General features: G+C 71.8%; 15 protein-coding genes. 8 read left to right on the plus strand and 7 right to left on the minus strand.

What is annotated here, in order from left to right; genetic code table 11:
- Nucleotides 1-39: 39 nt before the first annotated feature.
- The 4 genes from ABD339_RS23760 to ABD339_RS23775 all read right to left on the minus strand — a co-directional run bounded on the left by ABD339_RS23760 (nt 40) and on the right by ABD339_RS23775 (nt 3707).
- Nucleotides 40-252 (minus strand): SPOR domain-containing protein, encoded by a 213-nt coding sequence (locus ABD339_RS23760; protein ID WP_344568477.1) that lies wholly within the window; start codon nt 250-252, stop codon nt 40-42.
- 182 nt (nt 253-434) lie between these two features.
- The gene (locus tag ABD339_RS23765) at nt 435-1187 is read right to left on the minus strand and encodes a GntR family transcriptional regulator (protein ID WP_344568479.1); all 753 of its coding nucleotides are present in this window, start codon (nt 1185-1187) and stop codon (nt 435-437) included.
- A 328-nt stretch (nt 1188-1515) separates the two neighbouring features.
- Nucleotides 1516-2166, minus strand: a complete 651-nt coding sequence (locus ABD339_RS23770; protein WP_344568480.1) for a helix-turn-helix domain-containing protein — start codon at nt 2164-2166, stop codon at nt 1516-1518.
- 134 nt (nt 2167-2300) lie between these two features.
- Nucleotides 2301-3707 carry an MFS transporter gene (locus tag ABD339_RS23775; RefSeq protein WP_344568482.1) on the minus strand — a complete coding sequence of 469 codons (1407 nt, stop codon included), beginning with the start codon at nt 3705-3707 and terminating at the stop codon, nt 2301-2303.
- A gap of 191 nt (nt 3708-3898) precedes the next feature.
- Between ABD339_RS23775 and ABD339_RS23780 the strand changes: the two genes are divergently transcribed.
- The gene (locus ABD339_RS23780; RefSeq protein ID WP_344568484.1) at nt 3899-4423 is read left to right on the plus strand and encodes a VOC family protein; all 525 of its coding nucleotides are present in this window, start codon (nt 3899-3901) and stop codon (nt 4421-4423) included.
- Between the two features lie 18 nt (nt 4424-4441).
- Here ABD339_RS23780 and ABD339_RS23785 read toward each other — a convergent pair whose 3' ends face one another.
- A complete protein-coding gene (locus tag ABD339_RS23785; RefSeq protein WP_344568486.1) occupies nt 4442-5563 on the minus strand; it encodes an EamA family transporter in 1122 nt (373 codons plus the stop codon).
- Nucleotides 5564-5632: 69 nt separating this feature from the next.
- Between ABD339_RS23785 and ABD339_RS23790 the strand changes: the two genes are divergently transcribed.
- The 4 genes from ABD339_RS23790 to ABD339_RS23805 all read left to right on the plus strand — a co-directional run bounded on the left by ABD339_RS23790 (nt 5633) and on the right by ABD339_RS23805 (nt 9429).
- A complete protein-coding gene (locus tag ABD339_RS23790; protein WP_344568488.1) occupies nt 5633-6511 on the plus strand; it encodes a LysR family transcriptional regulator in 879 nt (292 codons plus the stop codon).
- Nucleotides 6512-6717: 206 nt separating this feature from the next.
- Complete coding sequence (locus ABD339_RS23795; protein WP_344568490.1) at nt 6718-7263, plus strand: hypothetical protein; 546 nt, start codon at nt 6718-6720, stop codon at nt 7261-7263.
- A gap of 163 nt (nt 7264-7426) precedes the next feature.
- On the plus strand, nt 7427-7714 hold the full coding sequence (locus tag ABD339_RS23800; RefSeq protein WP_344568492.1) for a hypothetical protein: 288 nt from the start codon (nt 7427-7429) through the stop codon (nt 7712-7714).
- 821 nt (nt 7715-8535) lie between these two features.
- Nucleotides 8536-9429, plus strand: coding sequence for a serine hydrolase (locus ABD339_RS23805; protein WP_344568494.1), 894 nt, complete (start codon nt 8536-8538; stop codon nt 9427-9429).
- 282 nt (nt 9430-9711) lie between these two features.
- Here ABD339_RS23805 and ychF read toward each other — a convergent pair whose 3' ends face one another.
- Nucleotides 9712-10800 carry a redox-regulated ATPase YchF gene (gene ychF / locus ABD339_RS23810; RefSeq protein ID WP_344568496.1) on the minus strand — a complete coding sequence of 363 codons (1089 nt, stop codon included), beginning with the start codon at nt 10798-10800 and terminating at the stop codon, nt 9712-9714.
- A 270-nt stretch (nt 10801-11070) separates the two neighbouring features.
- Between ychF and ABD339_RS23815 the strand changes: the two genes are divergently transcribed.
- Nucleotides 11071-11919 (plus strand): DUF6542 domain-containing protein, encoded by an 849-nt coding sequence (locus tag ABD339_RS23815; protein WP_344568498.1) that lies wholly within the window; start codon nt 11071-11073, stop codon nt 11917-11919.
- Between the two features lie 149 nt (nt 11920-12068).
- Here the strand turns inward: ABD339_RS23815 and ABD339_RS23820 are convergent, their stop codons facing one another.
- Nucleotides 12069-13061: a 4-hydroxy-3-methylbut-2-enyl diphosphate reductase gene (locus tag ABD339_RS23820; protein ID WP_344568500.1), complete on the minus strand. Its 993-nt coding sequence runs from the start codon at nt 13059-13061 to the stop codon at nt 12069-12071.
- A 227-nt stretch (nt 13062-13288) separates the two neighbouring features.
- Here ABD339_RS23820 and ABD339_RS23825 point away from each other — a divergent pair, with 227 nt between their 5' ends.
- Nucleotides 13289-14728, plus strand: coding sequence for an APC family permease (locus ABD339_RS23825; protein ID WP_344568501.1), 1440 nt, complete (start codon nt 13289-13291; stop codon nt 14726-14728).
- Between the two features lie 213 nt (nt 14729-14941).
- Nucleotides 14942-15880: a MerR family transcriptional regulator gene (locus tag ABD339_RS23830; RefSeq protein ID WP_344568502.1), complete on the plus strand. Its 939-nt coding sequence runs from the start codon at nt 14942-14944 to the stop codon at nt 15878-15880.
- Nucleotides 15881-15994 lie beyond the last annotated feature (114 nt).

Genomic DNA, 15994 nt, shown 5'->3' on the forward strand with positions numbered 1-15994 from the left:
AAGTGAGGAGGAGAGGGGCGCATCCCGGACGCTATGGACTCACGCTCCGTAGTCGCTCTCGCTCGCGTGCTCGTGGCGCTCCACCACGTAGCCGTCCGCAGTTCCGTTGCGCCGGCCGCCCAGCCGCTCGGCGAGGTGCTGGGCCTCGGCGCGGGTGGCATAGCTGCCGACGCGGTATCGGTTGCCGTGCCCGTCCTGGCGTATGAGCTGCCAGGGCAGCACCGCTTCGCTGTCGCCGCTCACACTTCGCATATGCCGCAGCTTACGCCCGGCCCTCACTCACCGCATTCGACTTGGCACAAAGGGCCAGAATTTTCGGCCACACGTTCGCCCCGGACCTCAACGAGGTCCGGGGCGCGTCTTTCCGCAGGCCGGAGCCGGCGCGACATCTGCGAGCAGGACAACTGGGAGCGGGATGTCCGCGAGCGAGGCACCTACTTCACCGGAAGGTGGTAAGCGATGCGGAACCGGTCGGCGGGCGTCACGACATCCGCCGTCTCCACGGCGCGCTTGCCCGCGAAGTAGGTGCGCGAGACCACCAGCACCGAGTGCCCCGGCACCCCGCCCAGCGCGTTCATCTCCTCGGCGCGGCCCGGCCGGCTGCCGACCTCCTCGGTGACGTTGTCCACCACCAGATCGATCGCCGCCATCCGCTCCACCACCCCCCTACCGCCCAGCGGGCCCTCCTCGGGGAGCATCACGGGCGTACGGCCCGTCACCGACAGGGGCTCCCAGGAGGTGGAGAGCATCGCCGGGTCGCCCTCCACGCGGAAGACGTAGCGGGTACGCATCACCCGCTCGCCCGGCTCGATGGCCAGCCGCTCGGCGACGCCGGGCGAGGCGTCCTCCTGCTCGCTCTGCGACTCCCAGCTGCCGTGCACCCGCTCGTCGGACTGCTCCTGGCGGAAGGGGGTGCACTCACCGATCGAGCGGTATCCCGTCCGGGCGATGCGCCGGGGCAGCGGGACCTCGCGGACGTACGTCCCCGACCCCGAACGACCCTCGACCAGGCCCTCGGCCATCAGCACCTTGCGGGCTTCCAGGGCGACGGTGTCCGAGACGCCGTACTCCTCGCGGATACGGGCCTGCGAAGGGAGACGCGCGTGCGGCGGCAAGGAGCCGTCAGCGATCTTCTTGCGCAGATCTCCGGCGACGCGCAGATAGGCGGGCTGCTCACCGAATGGCACGTGTGCTCTCCCCGTTCCGGCACTGGGTCCCGGCACCGGCACTTCTCACAGTCCGGCACGCTCGACAGGTTGACAGTCAGCAACAGCTTGGCAACACACGGTTGTTGACCGCAACAATCGGCCAAGGTTTCACCCGATGTGATGAGTTGCTGCTCAGGGGGCGCACAAGCAGCACAGCAGGGCCACAACCCCCACCAATGAACCGCCCTCACGCGGGGCGCACGCCGCCGGGAGAGCCGCACGCGCCGCGCGCCCTGCGGTGGGGACGGTGAAGGCAGCGACGGTGAAGGCAGCACGGGCAGCGGCGGGCAGCGGGGGCAGCGGCGGGCTACGGAGCCTCGGGGGCGTCGTGGGCGTCAGGCTCGCCCTTGACGCCCGGTCCGTTCGGCTCGTTCGGGACGCCCGTGCCGGACAGGGTCCCAGGCATCGGCCGGTCCTCGTCGGAGGTCATCGCGAACAGCGCCATCGTGGCGCTCACCCGTACGGCCCCCTCGGTGCGGGGCGGGAGCGCGCGGGTGTGCAGGTCCTCGCCGAGCTTGTCGGCTCGGGCCTTGAGGTCCTCCCAGACGGCGGGCTCCAGCCAGACCTCCGCGTCGGTCATCCGGCCCTCGACGGCCGTGTCCCGCTGGGCCGTACGCCGCCGCAGTTCCTCGCCGAGGGCCGCCGCCAGCGCGAGATGGGCCTCCACACCGGCGTCCTGGGGCAGGTCCCGGCCCACCCGCTGCCCGCTGTCGGGGTCGTGGCGGTAGCGCTTGGCCGTGCCGCCGCGTACCGGAATCTCGCCCGCCGCCTCGACGAGCCCGGCCGCGTGCAGCCTGCGCAGGTGATAGCTGACGTTGGCCTGCGACTGGCCCAGGGCGCGGGCTGCCTCGGCCGCGCTGTACGCCGTGCCGGTCAGCAGGGAGAGCAGCCGCAGCCGCAGCGGATGCGCCAGCACGCGCAGGCCGGCGACGCCGGAAGAGGGCGGGTTTCCTGACACGGGGCCAGTGTGCCGCAGGCCGGGGACACGTACCGGGGCGAGGGGCACCGTCAGACTTGCCCCGGCCGGGATTCCGGTTCGGCGCCGGGCACCGGCCGGGGCGGCAGCGCTTCTGCTTCCGGTCGCAGTTCCGGTTACAGCTGCGGCCGTGGCCCCGGCTCCGGTTGCGGCTTTGGCTGCGGCCCCGGCTCCGGTTGCGGCTTCGGTTGCGGCTTCGGTTGCGCGGCTGCCGGTGGTGGCGGCGCGGTGCTCGTGGTCGTCAGCGCGCGGACCTGACGGCTGCCCAGCGCTGCCGCCGTCACCAGGGTGACCAGCGCGACGCCGCCCAGCAGCGTGGCCCGCGTCCCGAACCGCTCGGCCAGCGGCCCCGCCGTCATCTCGCCGAGCGGCAGCGCGAGGAAGGAGCCGAGCGCGTCGTAGGAGTAGACGCGGGCGAGCTTGTCCGGCGGGATGTTCTCCTGGAGCGAGAGGTCCCAGGCGACGCCGAACTGTTCGATGGCCACGCCGTTGACGAACATCGCCACCAGCAGCACCACCACATCCGCGGACTGCGCCAGCGCGAGCAGCGGCAGCGCGTCCAGCGCGACGACGGCCACGCCGATGCGCAGCGCGTGCCGCGCCCGGGAGCGCGCCACCAGCAGCCCGCCGAACAGCGCGCCCGCCATCTGAGCGGCCAGCACAAAGCCCCAGACCGTACGCCCGAACGTGCTGTCGGCCACGGTGGGGCCCAGCACTTGGAGGCCGCCGGAGGCCACCGCGTTCACCACGAAGAACTGGAGCACCACCACCCACACCCAGGTGCGGGACACGAACTCCCGCCAGCCCTCGCACAGCTCCCGCCACGGGCGCGCGGGCCCGGCGGACGGCCCGGCAGGCCCGACAGATGTGGCGGGCCCGGCGGACGCTGACTCCCGTGCGCCGGCGCGCAGTTCGCGGCCCGCGAGGCGGTAGGCCAGAGCCGCTCCGAGGAAGGCCGCCGCGTTGAGGACCATGCCCCAGCCCGGCCCGGCGAGGGCCGCCAGCAGTCCGCCGAGCGAGGTCCCCGCGATCATGCCGGTGTTCACCCCCATACGGGAGAGGGCGTTCGCGGGGCGCAGCGCATGCGGCGGCACGGTCAGCGGGATCAGCGCGGCCGAGGCCGGCAAGGAGACGGCCGAAGCCGCGCCCTGCACCACGCTGAGCACCACCAGGACGCTCATCGGCGCCCGGCCGGTGAGGACCGTCAGGCCCACCACGGCCTGCGCCAGCGCGGCGGCCAGCGCGGCGCCCTGGAGGACGAGCGCGCGGGGCAGCCGGTCGGCGAGCAGCCCGCCGAACAGCAGCAGCGCCACGTTGCTGACCGACCGGGCGCCGACGACGAGCCCCACATCGACGGCCGAGCCACCCAGGTCGAGCACGGCGAAGGCCAGGACGACGGGAGCCATCGCGTTCCCGAAATATGTCAGCGCCCGCCCGAGGGCGAGATCGCGGAAGCCGCGATGCCGCAGGGTGCCGCTGAGGGCGCCGCGCGCCGGGGCGCGGCCGGATTCGATGTCGGCCACGGGATGAGTGTGCGGTACGGAGCCGGTACCGTCAAACAATTCTTTGGCGCTTGGCCTCGCTCGCACGGGCCCCGATCCTGAGGGTCCTGGCCGCGCGGTCCTGGCCCCCGGGTGGTCCTGGTCCCAAGGTCCGTCCGGTCTCTGTCCCCGGCCGGATGAGCCCTCGCGTCCCGCGTGCCACCGTGGGGCCCATGCAGCACAGTTGGCCCGCACACCTGTCCGCCGGGGCTGTCCGCTTCGCACGCCCCTCCGCACGGCTTGAGGCGGTCGCCGCCTTCTACCGCGACGCGCTCGGCCTGCCCGTCCTGGCCGAGTGGCGCGGCCACGCGGGCTACGACGGCATCGTCCTCGGGCTGCCCGGCACCCCCGTCCACATGGAGATCACCCAACACGGCGACCCGCCCCGCATCCCCGCGCCGCACCCCGAGAACCAGCTCGTCCTCTACCTGGCGGGCCCGGCGGCACGCGACGAGGCCGCCGCCCGGCTCGCCGCGTACGGCCACACCCCCGTACCGGCCGCCAACCCGTACTGGCCCCAGCACGGCGCCCTCGCCTTCGAGGACCCCGACGGCTGGCTGGTGATCCTGGCCCCCTGGGTCTTCGGCCGCGACCCCGCACCGGAAGCGGAAGCGGATACGGAAGTGGATGTGGATACGGGGGCGGATACGGAAGCGGGCCGTTCCGGAGGCGGGGCGCGGGGGCAGAGACACCGCTAGGGCGGGCTACGCGAGGGCTCAGTGCTCCTCCGCGCGCGCCGCCGCCCTCCCCGCACGCGCCCTTCCCATACGCGCCCTCCCCGCACGCGCCCTTCCCGTACGCGCCCTCCCCGCACGCGCCCTTCCCGCGCGCGCCGTTCCCGCCTGTACGGCTCCCGCGCTGGCCGCGACCACCAGAGCGATCGCGAGGCACTGCACCAGCGACAGCCCCTGGCCGAGCACCAGGTAGCCGGCCGCCGCCGCGACGGCCGGGGCCAGGCTCGTCAGCACCGCGAAGGTCGCGGCGGGCAGGCGGCGCAGGGCGAGCAGTTCCAGGGTGTAGGGCACGCCCGAGGACATCACCGCGATCGCCAGGCCCAGGCCGAGGACCGCCGGCTCCAGCAGCCTCCCGCCCGCAGCGCCGAGGCCCAGCGGCAGGCTGATCAGCGCGGCGACGGACATCGCGAGCGCCAGCCCGTCCAGGCGCGGGAAGCGGGCGCCCGCACGGGCGTTGAGCAGGATGTACGCGGCCCACATCGCGCCCGCGCCCAGCGCGAAGGCCACACCGGAGACGTTGAGCTGGTCGAAGCCGCCACGGCCCAGCAGATAGACCCCGGCCAGCGCGAGTCCGGCCCACAGCAGGTTCGCGGCACGGCGCGAGGCGAGGGTGGACAGCAGGAGCGGCCCGAGCACCTCCAGGGTGACGGCGGGACCCAGCGGTATGCGGTCGATCGCCTGGTAGAAGAGCAGGTTCATGCCGCCGAGGGCCACCCCGAAGCCGCCGACGACGGCCCAGTCGGCCCGCGCGTAGCCGCGCAGCCGGGGCCGGGTGACGATCAGCAGGAGTACGGCGGCGAGCGTCACCCGCAGCGCGACCGTGCCGAGCGCGCCGGCCCGGGGGAACAGCAGCGCGGCGACGGCCGACCCGAACTGGACGGACAGCGTCCCCGCCAGCATGAGCGCCACTCCGGCGAGGCTGCCCCGCCCCGGCGCGGCGCGGAGGTGCACGGGCGAGCCGGACCCGGCGGGGCCGACGGAAGCGGAGTCGGCGGCAGAAGGGGAAGCTGAAGCTGAAACGGCGGCGGAGTGTGAAGCGAGCACGGGGGTGGATGCGGGTGCGGGCGCGGAGGGCTCGGAGGGGCTGTGCCCCGTGGATGTCATGTACCTCACCGTAGGAAATCCGCCGCCTCCCGTGAAATGCCGGTTCGCTCGCGTTTATTCTCCGGAGGCATGACCATCGAGCTGCGGCACCTGCGCGCCTTCCTCGCCATCGCCGAGGAGGGCAACGTCACCCGCGCCGCCGCCCGCCTCCACCTGGGCCAGCCCGCGCTCTCCCGCACCCTGCGCCAGCTGGAGGACCACCTGAGCGCCCGCCTCATCGACCGCTCCACGCACCACCTCGAACTGACCGCCGCGGGGCGTACGTTCCGCGACAAGGCCGCAGCGGCTCTCGCCGCGTTCGAGACCGCGCTCGATCCGCGCGGGCTGACGTCCTGGCCACTGCGCGTGGGCCACACCTGGGCCGCGTTCGGCGACCACACCATTCCGCTGCTGCGCCGCTGGGACGAGTCACACCCCGGCGTGCCGCTCGAACTGCTGCGCATCGACGACCGCACGGCGGGCCTCACCCAAGGCAGGGTGGACGCGGCCGTCCTGCGCGGCGAGGCCATGCGGGGCCCGAGCGCCCCCGCGGGCCTGCGCACGGAGACGCTGCTGACGGAGCAGCGGGTGGTGGTCGTACCGGCGGACAGCCCTCTCGCGGTCCTCCCCCGCATCACCCTGGCGGACCTCGCCGCCCACCCGATCGCCCTCAACACCGTCTCCGGCACGACGACGCTGGACCTGTGGCCGCCGACATCCCGGCCCATCGGGTCCATCGAGGTGACCAACACCGACGAATGGCTCATCGCGATCGCCGCCGGCCGCGCCGTCGGCATCTCCACGACGGCCACCCCGAACAACCACGCCCACCCGTCGCTGGTCTACCGCCCCCTCGCGGACGCGCCCCCGGTCCCCGTCCTCCTCGCCTGGCGCGAGGGCCCGGCACATCCGGCCCTCCCGGACCTGGTGGCGCTGGCGCACGAGGTCGTAGGCGCGGACGGCGCTTGAGCCCCGGGAGCCGCGCCGGGGGCGGCGCCGAAGAGGCGGAGCCCTCAACTCCACTGTCTCCAGGAGGTCTTAGTCGTGTCATGGGCACATGAGAACTGCCGTCATCCCGTGCGCCGCGCCGATCGGTTGCTGTAACGTCACATAGCGCAAGTCACGACAAATCGAAACGGGGGAAAGTATCGATGGTGACCAACACATCTCGCCGAATGGCAGCCGTCGCGCTCGTCAGCGCGGCGCTCATGGCCGGCGGGGCCGCCTCCAGCTACGCGGCCCAGAACACCGGCACGGGAACGTCCGGATCCCGGTCCGAGTCCGGGACCGGGGCCCGGCCCGGCTCCCAGTCCGCGGTCAGCGAGTGGCAAGGCTCCGACAAGGGCTTCGCCGCCGCCCGCTGGGCCAGCTGCACCGCCGCGGTCAACAACCCGCACTGGTCGAAGAAGGGCAAGTCCGTCATCTTCAAGACCCGGGTCTCCTGCCAGGGCAACATCGCCCAGGTGCATGTGAAGGTGACGGGCAAGCTCTACCGCAAGAGCGGCTCCAAGTGGAAGGCCGTCGCCGGCTCCAGCGAGACCAAGGTCAAGGCGACGAACGGCGCGGGCTCGACCTACTACACCCCTCGCCCCAGCGGCAAGAAGGTGAACCTGGACGGCACCTACCAGGGGAAGATCACCGTCCAGATCACGTCCCCGTTCCCGGGCACCAAGGGGAAGGCGTCCTCCAAGGCCGTCAAGGTGAACACCCCCGGCAAGTGAAGCGGGTCAGCACGCGACGCGAGCCGGCACGTGATCAGCACGCGACGCGAACCGGCACGTGATCAGCACGCGACGCGAACCGGCACGTGAGAGACACCGGCAAGTGAAATATGCCGGCAAGTGAGCAACGCAGAGGCCGTGAGTACAGGAACGGGGAAGTCCGGTGAACTGGGAAGTCCGGCTGGAACTCACGGCCTCGCGCGCGGGGCTCGACCCCGACGTCCTGGCCGCGCACCTCACACAGTGGTTCGCGGCCCAGGACGTAGCCGCCCTCCCCCAGCTGACCGTCACCGACGAGGGCGACGCGGAAACGGTGGGGGCGAACTTCACCCTCACCGCCCACACCCCCGGCCAGGCCCTGGACGAGGCGATGCGCCTGCTGCGGGAGGCCGCCGCGCACTCCGGCATCCCGGCGGGGCCCCTGCACGAGGCCCAGATCGAACGCGCATGAGCGTGGCGGCCGGGCATCCGGGCTTGTTGATGAGCGTTGAGACTCGTGAACGGGCATCTGCCGTCGTAGGCCATCGGCCCGCCCCAGGGGCCTCAGCCCCTGCCCCTGCCCCTGCCGGGGAATCTCCGGGAGCGCATAGCGGACGACTGCGCGGCGCGTGCGGGACACCTGCCCATTTCAGCACGCCGCAGTGAAACCGAGGGTTCCCATTCGCCACGCACCGCGCACCGTCTTCATCAATTCCGACCGGCGCATTCGGAAGACCGACTGCTCGGATTTCATGCCATCCGCCAGGACGCCAGGCACTGTCCACCTCACTCGCGCCACCGCGTTCCGCACCTGGTTTTCAGCGCGCCAGATACACCTCTATCGGCTCCACTTCCCGCTCGAAAGCCGCCTCCCCGCCTCCTCATGATTCGTCAGAAGGTTGTGCGACTCCTCCGGACTGTTTCCCCTCTCGTTCACCCTTGTTTCTGCCCCCGTGACCCGCCACGGCGCCGGTTGCCTTGGTGCGGGTGCCCAGGCCGGTTGCCGTGACGTGGAGAACACCGTCGGCGGCGATGCCGAAACCGGCCTCGATGGCCCATACCACTGGTCGATGGCCCATACCACTGGGAGACCGTAGTCCGACATGAGCCCATTTGAACTGCCAGGCGTTGCGGGCATCGCGAAACAGCCTTGTGTGACCCATACATCATTTTGAACCCTCTCTGTCGATGATTCGTGTTCCTGGGCAAGAGACGGCAAGAGCACAGGGTCTTCGCAGCCGAGCGAAGGCAGCCGCGTAACGAAATGCACCAGCGAAGAACGGACAACGGACCATGGGCCGGCACCGACGAATAACCACGTCATCCCGCAACTCCCTGGCGTCAAAAGCAGTGCTCGCCGCGGGAGTTCTCATACCGACGATCGCCTCGGCGGGATCGGCCCACGCGGCCACCCCGCAGCCGCAGTCGGCGGTCTGCACCTCGGACAATCCGCAACTCGCCGACCGACTGTCCGAGGACATCGACTCGGCACTGGACGGCTCCACCGCCACCACGTCGGTCAGCCTCCACGACCGCACCACGAACACCACCTGCACCGTGGATGCGGACCGTGAGTTCGACTCCGCCAGCACCGTGAAGGTGACGGTCCTCGCCACGCTGCTCTGGGACGCGCAGAAGGACGGCCGCGCCCTGACGGCGAAAGAGAAGAAGCTCGCCACCGCCATGATCACGAAATCCGACAACGACGCCACCACCACCCTGTGGAAGCAGCTCGGACCGGACAAGATCAACGGCTTCCTCCAGGCCGCGGGCATGACCAACACCACCCTCGACCCCGACCTGGCCTGGGGGCTCACCCAGGTCAACGCGAACGACGAGGAAAAGCTCCTCCAGCTCGTGACGCACGCGAACCCGGTGCTCAGCGACGACTCCCGCGCCTACATCCTCAAGCTCACCGGCGACGTCATCCCCTCCCAGCGCTGGGGCACCCCGGCAGGCGCGCCGGACGACGCCGAGGTGCACGTGAAGAACGGCTGGCTGGAGCGCGCCTCGAACGGCTGGCGTGTGCACAGCCTCGGCGCGTTCACCGGCGCCGGCCACGACTACACGATCTCCGTGCTCTCGCAGGACAACAAGACGATGGACGACGGCGTCGACAACATCGAGAACGTCGCCCGCGTGGTCCACAAGGACCTCAACTCCCCCGAGTTCAACACCTTGCGATAGCGCCTCCGCGCTCGCAACGCCCCCGGCAGGCCCCTACACGCCTCCGCGCAGCCCCTCGACCAAGGGACTCGAACCCGCGACCGCCACCGCCGGACCACCGGTAGCGTTCGCCCGGCAGAATCCGCGCCGGACCCACCGACCGGACAGCCTGCCCGGACCGGACGGCACAACCCTCCAGCGACCGAACACCAGCCGGGGCCGCCCCCATCGGGCGGCCCCGGCTGACGTGTATCCCGGCCGTCGTGCGTGCTCGGCGAGCGGTATCGCCGATGTCACCAGGGGCTACACGTTGAACCGGAACTCCACCACGTCCCCGTCCTGCATCACATAATCCTTGCCCTCCATGCGGGCCTTGCCCTTGGCGCGGGCCTCGGTCACGGAGCCGGTCTCCAGCAGGTCCTCGTAGGAGACGATCTCGGCCTTGATGAAGCCCCTCTGGAAGTCGGTGTGGATGACACCGGCCGCCTCGGGGGCCGTCGCGCCCTGCTTGATCGTCCAGGCGCGGGCCTCCTTGGGGCCTGCCGTGAGGTAGGTCTGGAGGCCGAGGGTGCGGAAGCCGACGTGGGCGAGGGTGGCGAGGCCGGGCTCTTCCTGGCCGACGGTCTGGAGGAGTTCGAGGGCCTCGTCCTCGTCCAGTTCGGCGAGGTCGGCCTCCAGCTTGGCGTTGAGGAAGACCGCCTCGGCGGGGGCGATCAGCTCGCGCTGTTCCTGCTTGAAGGACTCGTCCGTCAGCTCGTCCTCGTCCACGTTGAAGACGTAGATGAACGGCTTGGTGGTGAGCAGGTGCAGTTCGTGGAGCGGGGCGGCCTTCTCGGTGCCCTGGGCGAGGCCGGCGGAGAAGAGCGTGCGGCCCTCCTCCAGGATGGCCTGCGCCTCCTGGACGGCCTTGGCCTGCGGCTGCTTGTCCTTCTTGACGCGGGCTTCCTTCTCCAGACGCGGGAGGACCTTCTCGATCGTCTGGAGGTCGGCCAGAATCAGCTCGGTGTTGATCGTCTCGATGTCGTTCTTGGGCGAGATCTTTCCGTCCACGTGCACGACGTTGTCGTCCTTGAACGCGCGGATGACCTGGCAGATCGCGTCGGACTCCCGGATGTTCGCCAGGAACTTGTTGCCCAGGCCCTCGCCTTCACTCGCCCCGCGCACGATGCCCGCGATGTCCACGAAATCGACGGTGGCCGGCAGGACGCGCTGGGATTGGAAGATCTCGGCGAGCTTGGCCAGCCGCGGATCGGGAACGCCCACGACGCCGATGTTCGGCTCGATGGTGGCGAACGGGTAGTTGGCCGCCAGCACCTCGTTCTTGGTCAGAGCGTTGAAAAGGGTCGACTTGCCGACGTTCGGCAGGCCGACGATTCCGATCGTGAGCGACACGTGGCGACTACTTCCCGTTGCCCCTGGCGGGGTCTTCCGTAGAGGGGGTGGAGCGGACAGGCTCTCCAGTCTACGGGCGCTCCCTCTCCCCTTTTCCGGGCCTCCCAACGGGCCTTCAGCCGACCGTCCACCGGGCCTCCACCGGATTCCGGGAGGGGGTCCGGCCCGGGGCCCGCCCGGATCCGCGGCCGTGCCGGGGACATCGCGGCGTTGGCGGATATCGCGTGTCCATGACGCCTGGGGGGCGGACACAGCGCCTACCGTGGCCAGGTGGAGCAACGCAGCGCGCGCACGACCCAGCAGGACCCCCACGGCGACGCCCCCCGGAGTGGCCGGGCCCGGCGCGGCTCACGGCTGCCGCACCCCGCGCCCCCCTCGCACGAGCAAGAGCGAGAGCGAGAACGCGGACGCGGGGACGGCTGGGAGCGCGAAGGGGCGCGCGAGTGGGAGCTGGAGGGGTACGAACACCAGCGCCAGTCCCCCGAGGCGTACGGCGGCGCACCCCAGGACCCCGCGCCCGGCCCCGCCGACGAGCGCGCCCCCGCGCGCGCCTCCCGCACCTCCCGTGGGTCGCGCGCCTCCCGCACCACGTCGCGAGCTTCGTCCCGCTCCCCGGCGGGACCGCCCTCTCCCGGATCCGACGAGACTGAAGGACACCCCCGGCCGCCCCGGCCCCGGTCCCGTCCCGAGGGCGGAGGGCCGCGCTCCGGCCGGTCCGCGCCCCGGCTGACGGCCCTGGGCACCGGGGTCTTCTCCGGGCTGCTGATGATGGGGTTCGGCTGGCTGGAGGGCGCGCTGTTCGGCGGGGCGCCCGCCGTCTACGGAGTCCTCTTCGTTCTGGTCAGCACCGTGGGGGCGCTGTGGGTCCGGCCCGCCGAGCTGTACGCGGCCCCGGCCATCGCCCCGCTCGCCTACACTCTGGGCCTGTTCTTCGCCGGGGGCTCCGGCGACGGCGCGGCCGGCGTCGTGCAGAACGTCTTCACCAGCCTCGCACTGCACGCGGTGTGGCTCTACGCGGGGACGCTCATCGCGACGCTGATCGTGCTCGTGCGCAAGGTGGTGCTGGTCATCCAGCGCCGACGGCAGCGCCGCCGCGCCGCCCAGCAGCAGCCCCAGTAGCCGCCCCCGCGGAAGAGCCGAGCGGGGCCCGGTCCCGGGGCCCCGCGGCTACGGGGCTACGGGGCTACGGGGCTACGGGGCTACGGGGCTACGGGGCTACGATTCCGTGGCCCCGGTCCCGGCCTGGGCCCCGGTCACAGCGGGGCCCGTTACGAGCCGGCCGCCGCCGCGCCCTTGTTCGCCGCCTCCGTGCGCAGGTCGCGGCGCAGTTCCTTGGGGAGCGAGAACTGCATGTGCTCGTCCACCGGCTTGACGATCTCCACGTCCTCCCAGCCGCGCTGCGCCAGCCACTCCAGGACGCCGTCCACCAGCACCTCGGGCACCGAGGCGCCGGAGGACAGGCCGATGGTGGTGACGCCGTCCAGCCATGCCTCGTCGATCTCGTCGGCGCTGTCCACCAGGTGGCCGTCCTTGGCGCCGTGGGTGAGGGCGGTCTCGACCAGGCGGACGGAGTTGGAGGAGTTCTTCGAGCCGACGACCAGCACCAGATCGGAGTCGGCCGCGACCTGCTTGATGGCGGTCTGGCGGTTCTGCGTGGCGTAGCAGATGTCGTCGCTGGGCGGCGAGAGGAGGTTGGGGTAGCGGCTCTGGAGCGCGTCCACCGTCTCCATCGTCTCGTCCACCGAGAGGGTGGTCTGGGACAGCCAGACGACCTTCTCCGGGTCGCGGACCTCGACGTTCGCGACATCCTCGGGACCATCGACCAGCGTGATGTGCTCGGGGGCCTCGCCGCTGGTGCCGATGACCTCCTCGTGGCCCTCGTGGCCGATCAGGAGGATGTCGTAGTCCTCCTTGGCGTAGCGCACGGCCTCCTTGTGGACCTTGGTGACCAGGGGGCAGGTGGCGTCGATGGTGGCGAGCTTGCCGCGCTCGGCCTCCTGGTGGACGGCGGGCGCGACCCCGTGCGCGGAGAAGATGACGATCTCGCCCTCGGGAACCTCCGCGGTCTCCTCGACGAAGACGGCGCCCTTCTTCTCCAGGGTCTTGACGACGTATTTGTTGTGCACGATCTCGTGGCGTACGTAGATCGGAGCGCCGTACTGCTCCAGCGCCTTCTCGACGGCGATCACGGCTCGGTCCACGCCGGCGCAGTAGCCGCGCGGGGCGGCGAGGAGGACACGGCGGGCGGGCGTTCCAGTCATGGCTCCATCGTAAAGGCGCGGCGTCCGGCCCCGGTCGCGCCGGGCATCCTGCTGGCGCACCCGGCCTGTACGGCGGGGCGTGCGCGGCCCCGTACGGCGGGGCCCCCGTACGGCGGGGCGTGCGCGGCCCCCGTACGGCGGGGTGTGCGCGGCTCCGTACGGCGGGGGTGGCCGCGCGTTCGGACGAGGTCCACGTCGCGGGGCGTCTTTTGCGGCAAGCTGGCCCCATGCCTGGAGCACGCTCGCGCACGGCCGCTTTCCTCGGGAACAGCACGGGCGGGGGGCTGAGGCGCAGCCTCTCCCTCCGCGACCTGATCGTCTACGGGCTGCTGTTCATCGCGCCCATGGCCCCGGTGGGCATCTACGGCGCGCTGGACGCGCGCAGCCGCGGCGTGGTGCCGCTGGTGTACGTGGTCGCGACGCTGGCCATGTCCTTCACGGCCTACTCCTACGCCCGGATGATCCACACCGTGCCGCAGGCGGGCTCCGTCTACGCCTACGCGCGCGCCGGGCTCGGGCACGGCGCCGGGTTCGTGGCCGGCTGGATGATGATGCTGGACTACCTGCTGATCCCGGCCGTGGCCTACCTCTTCTCCGGCATCGCCATGGCACAGCTCGTGCCCGAGGTCGATCAATGGATCTGGACGGCGATCGCGGTGGTCATCACGACCGCGCTCAACCTCTCCGGTGTGCGGCGGGCGGCACTGGTGGGGTTCCTGGTGCTGGCGATGGAGATCGTCGTCCTGCTGGTGTTCGTCGTGGCGGCACTGGTGGTGCTGGTGCGGAACGGACCTGAGCGCGGCTGGCTCTCGCCGCTGACGGGCGACCAGAGCTTCTCGCTGACGGCACTGCTGAGCGCGGTCTCGGTCGCCGTCCTCTCCTTCCTGGGCTTCGACGCCATCGCCAACTTCAGCGAGGAGGCCGTCGGCGGCAAGGAGCGCGGGCCCTCGATCGTGGCGCGGGCCCTGGTGTGGTGCCTGATCGTGACGGGCGTCCTCTTCGTCGTCCAGACGTATCTGGCGGCGCTGCTCTCGCACGAGTCCTCGCGGCATCTCGCCGCCGACCCGGCGGCGCAGGGCGCGGCCTTCTACACGGCGGTCCAGTCCGCGGTGGGCGGCTGGCTCCAGACGACGGTCGCGGTCAGCAAGGCCATCGGCGCCGCGTTCGCCGCGCTGGCCGGGCAGGCGGCGGCCTCCCGGCTGCTGTTCGCCATGGCGAGGGACGGGCGGCTGCCGCGCCTACTGAGCGGGACGAGCCCGCGCACGGGGGTGCCGTGGCGGGCGCTGCTGCTGACCGCGGTGCTGACGCTGGGCGCGGCGGTGTGGGCGGCGCGGGCCGCCGCCGGGCTGGACCGGCTGGTGTCGATCGTCGATATCGGGGCGCTGTTCGCCTTCGGGATGCTGCACCTGTCGGTGATGGGCTACTACGGGCTGCGCAGGGGCGCCCCGGAGCACCGGATGAGTGTGCTGCGGGACTGGGCGGTGCCGCTCGTGGGGCTCGCGATCATCGTCGCGGTGATCGTCACGGCCAACCGCGAGGCCCACTGGGTCGGCCTGGTCTGGCTGGTGCTCGGCCTGCTCGCGCTGCTGTTCCTGCGGCGGCGGGACGCGGCAGCGGCGGACGGCCCTGGCCCGGGCGCCGACGGCCAGGGGCCATCCCGCCGGTGACCGGCCCAGGGGGCGACCGGCCCCGCCGTAACCGGTCTGGGGGGTGACGGGCCCGAAACGTAACCGGGCCAGGGCGTAACCGCTGCGGCCATGGCCGAGGCAGGGCGCGATCCTGGCATGGGCGCGGGGCAGCGTGCAGAGGGTTGCACCTTCCGTGGCGGCATGTGGTCAGGTGGACCCACCTCCCGATCCCTTGCGGAAAGGTCCCCGCTCATGCATTCGTCTTTCACGCCACCCCGCCAGGTCAAGATCGGCGACGCGGCGGCCTTCGCCGGCAGCACGCCACGCGCGATTCGCCATTACCACGCGATCGGCCTGCTCTCCGAGCCTGAGCGGGGCGGCGATGACCGCCGCCGCTACGGGTACGAGGACCTGATCCGCCTGCTGTGGATTCGCAAGATGGCCGACGCCGGGATCGCCCTGGACGACATCCGTGATGCCTTTACCACCGGCATGGATGGCGCCGGTGCGGACAGCGGAGACGGTATCGCGGGCATCTTGAAGGGGCTGGAGGAAACCCTCGCCGAGCGGGAGGCGGAACTGCGGCGGCAACGGGCCACCGTGCGGCGGATGCGCACCGAAGGCAGCCGGATGGGCCTGCTCTCCGACTTCGTCACCGAACGTCTCAAGAGCCTGCCGGAGGGCTCGCTGCGTCCGGCGGACCTGGACACTCTGCTGGTCACGGAGCGGATCTTCGGCCCGCTCGGCGCGGCCGTCCAGGCCACCCGCTTCGTCGCCCTGGCCACGCATCCCGCCCTGCGGGAGGAGTCCGACCGCCTCGACGACGCCGAGGAGGCACTCGATGACAGCGTCGCCGTCGATGATCCACGGGTGGCTCACGTGGCCGCCGAGCGGCACGCCTTCGAATGCGCCCTGCATGCCGTCATCGAGGAGTCCGGCCTGGACAAGGACGCCGACGCCCTCTTCGCCTCCTGGGACGCTTTGCACCCCGCTTCCGCCGAGGACGGCGAGAACGGCGAGGACGGCGAGAACGGCGAGGCCGAGGCCGGCCTCGGCTCCGGCAGGCGGGAGGCCGAGGCCATGAGCGCGTTCGAAGCCATCGGCAAGATGCCCTACGACTTCTCCCCAGCCCGCCTGCGCTGTATGGAACTGGCCGAAGAGCTGTCCGCCCAGGACTCCCCCGCTACCTGAGACACGGCCCAGGGAACGACCTGCCCGAGGCGTCACCGGTCCAGGGGGTGACCGGTCCAGGGGGTGACCGGTCCGAGAGGTGACTGGTCCAAGGGGTGTCGGTGGCAGGGCCTA

It is taken from the genome of Streptomyces axinellae, from assembly GCF_039532135.1.
Lineage (GTDB): Bacteria > Actinomycetota > Actinomycetes > Streptomycetales > Streptomycetaceae > Streptomyces > Streptomyces axinellae.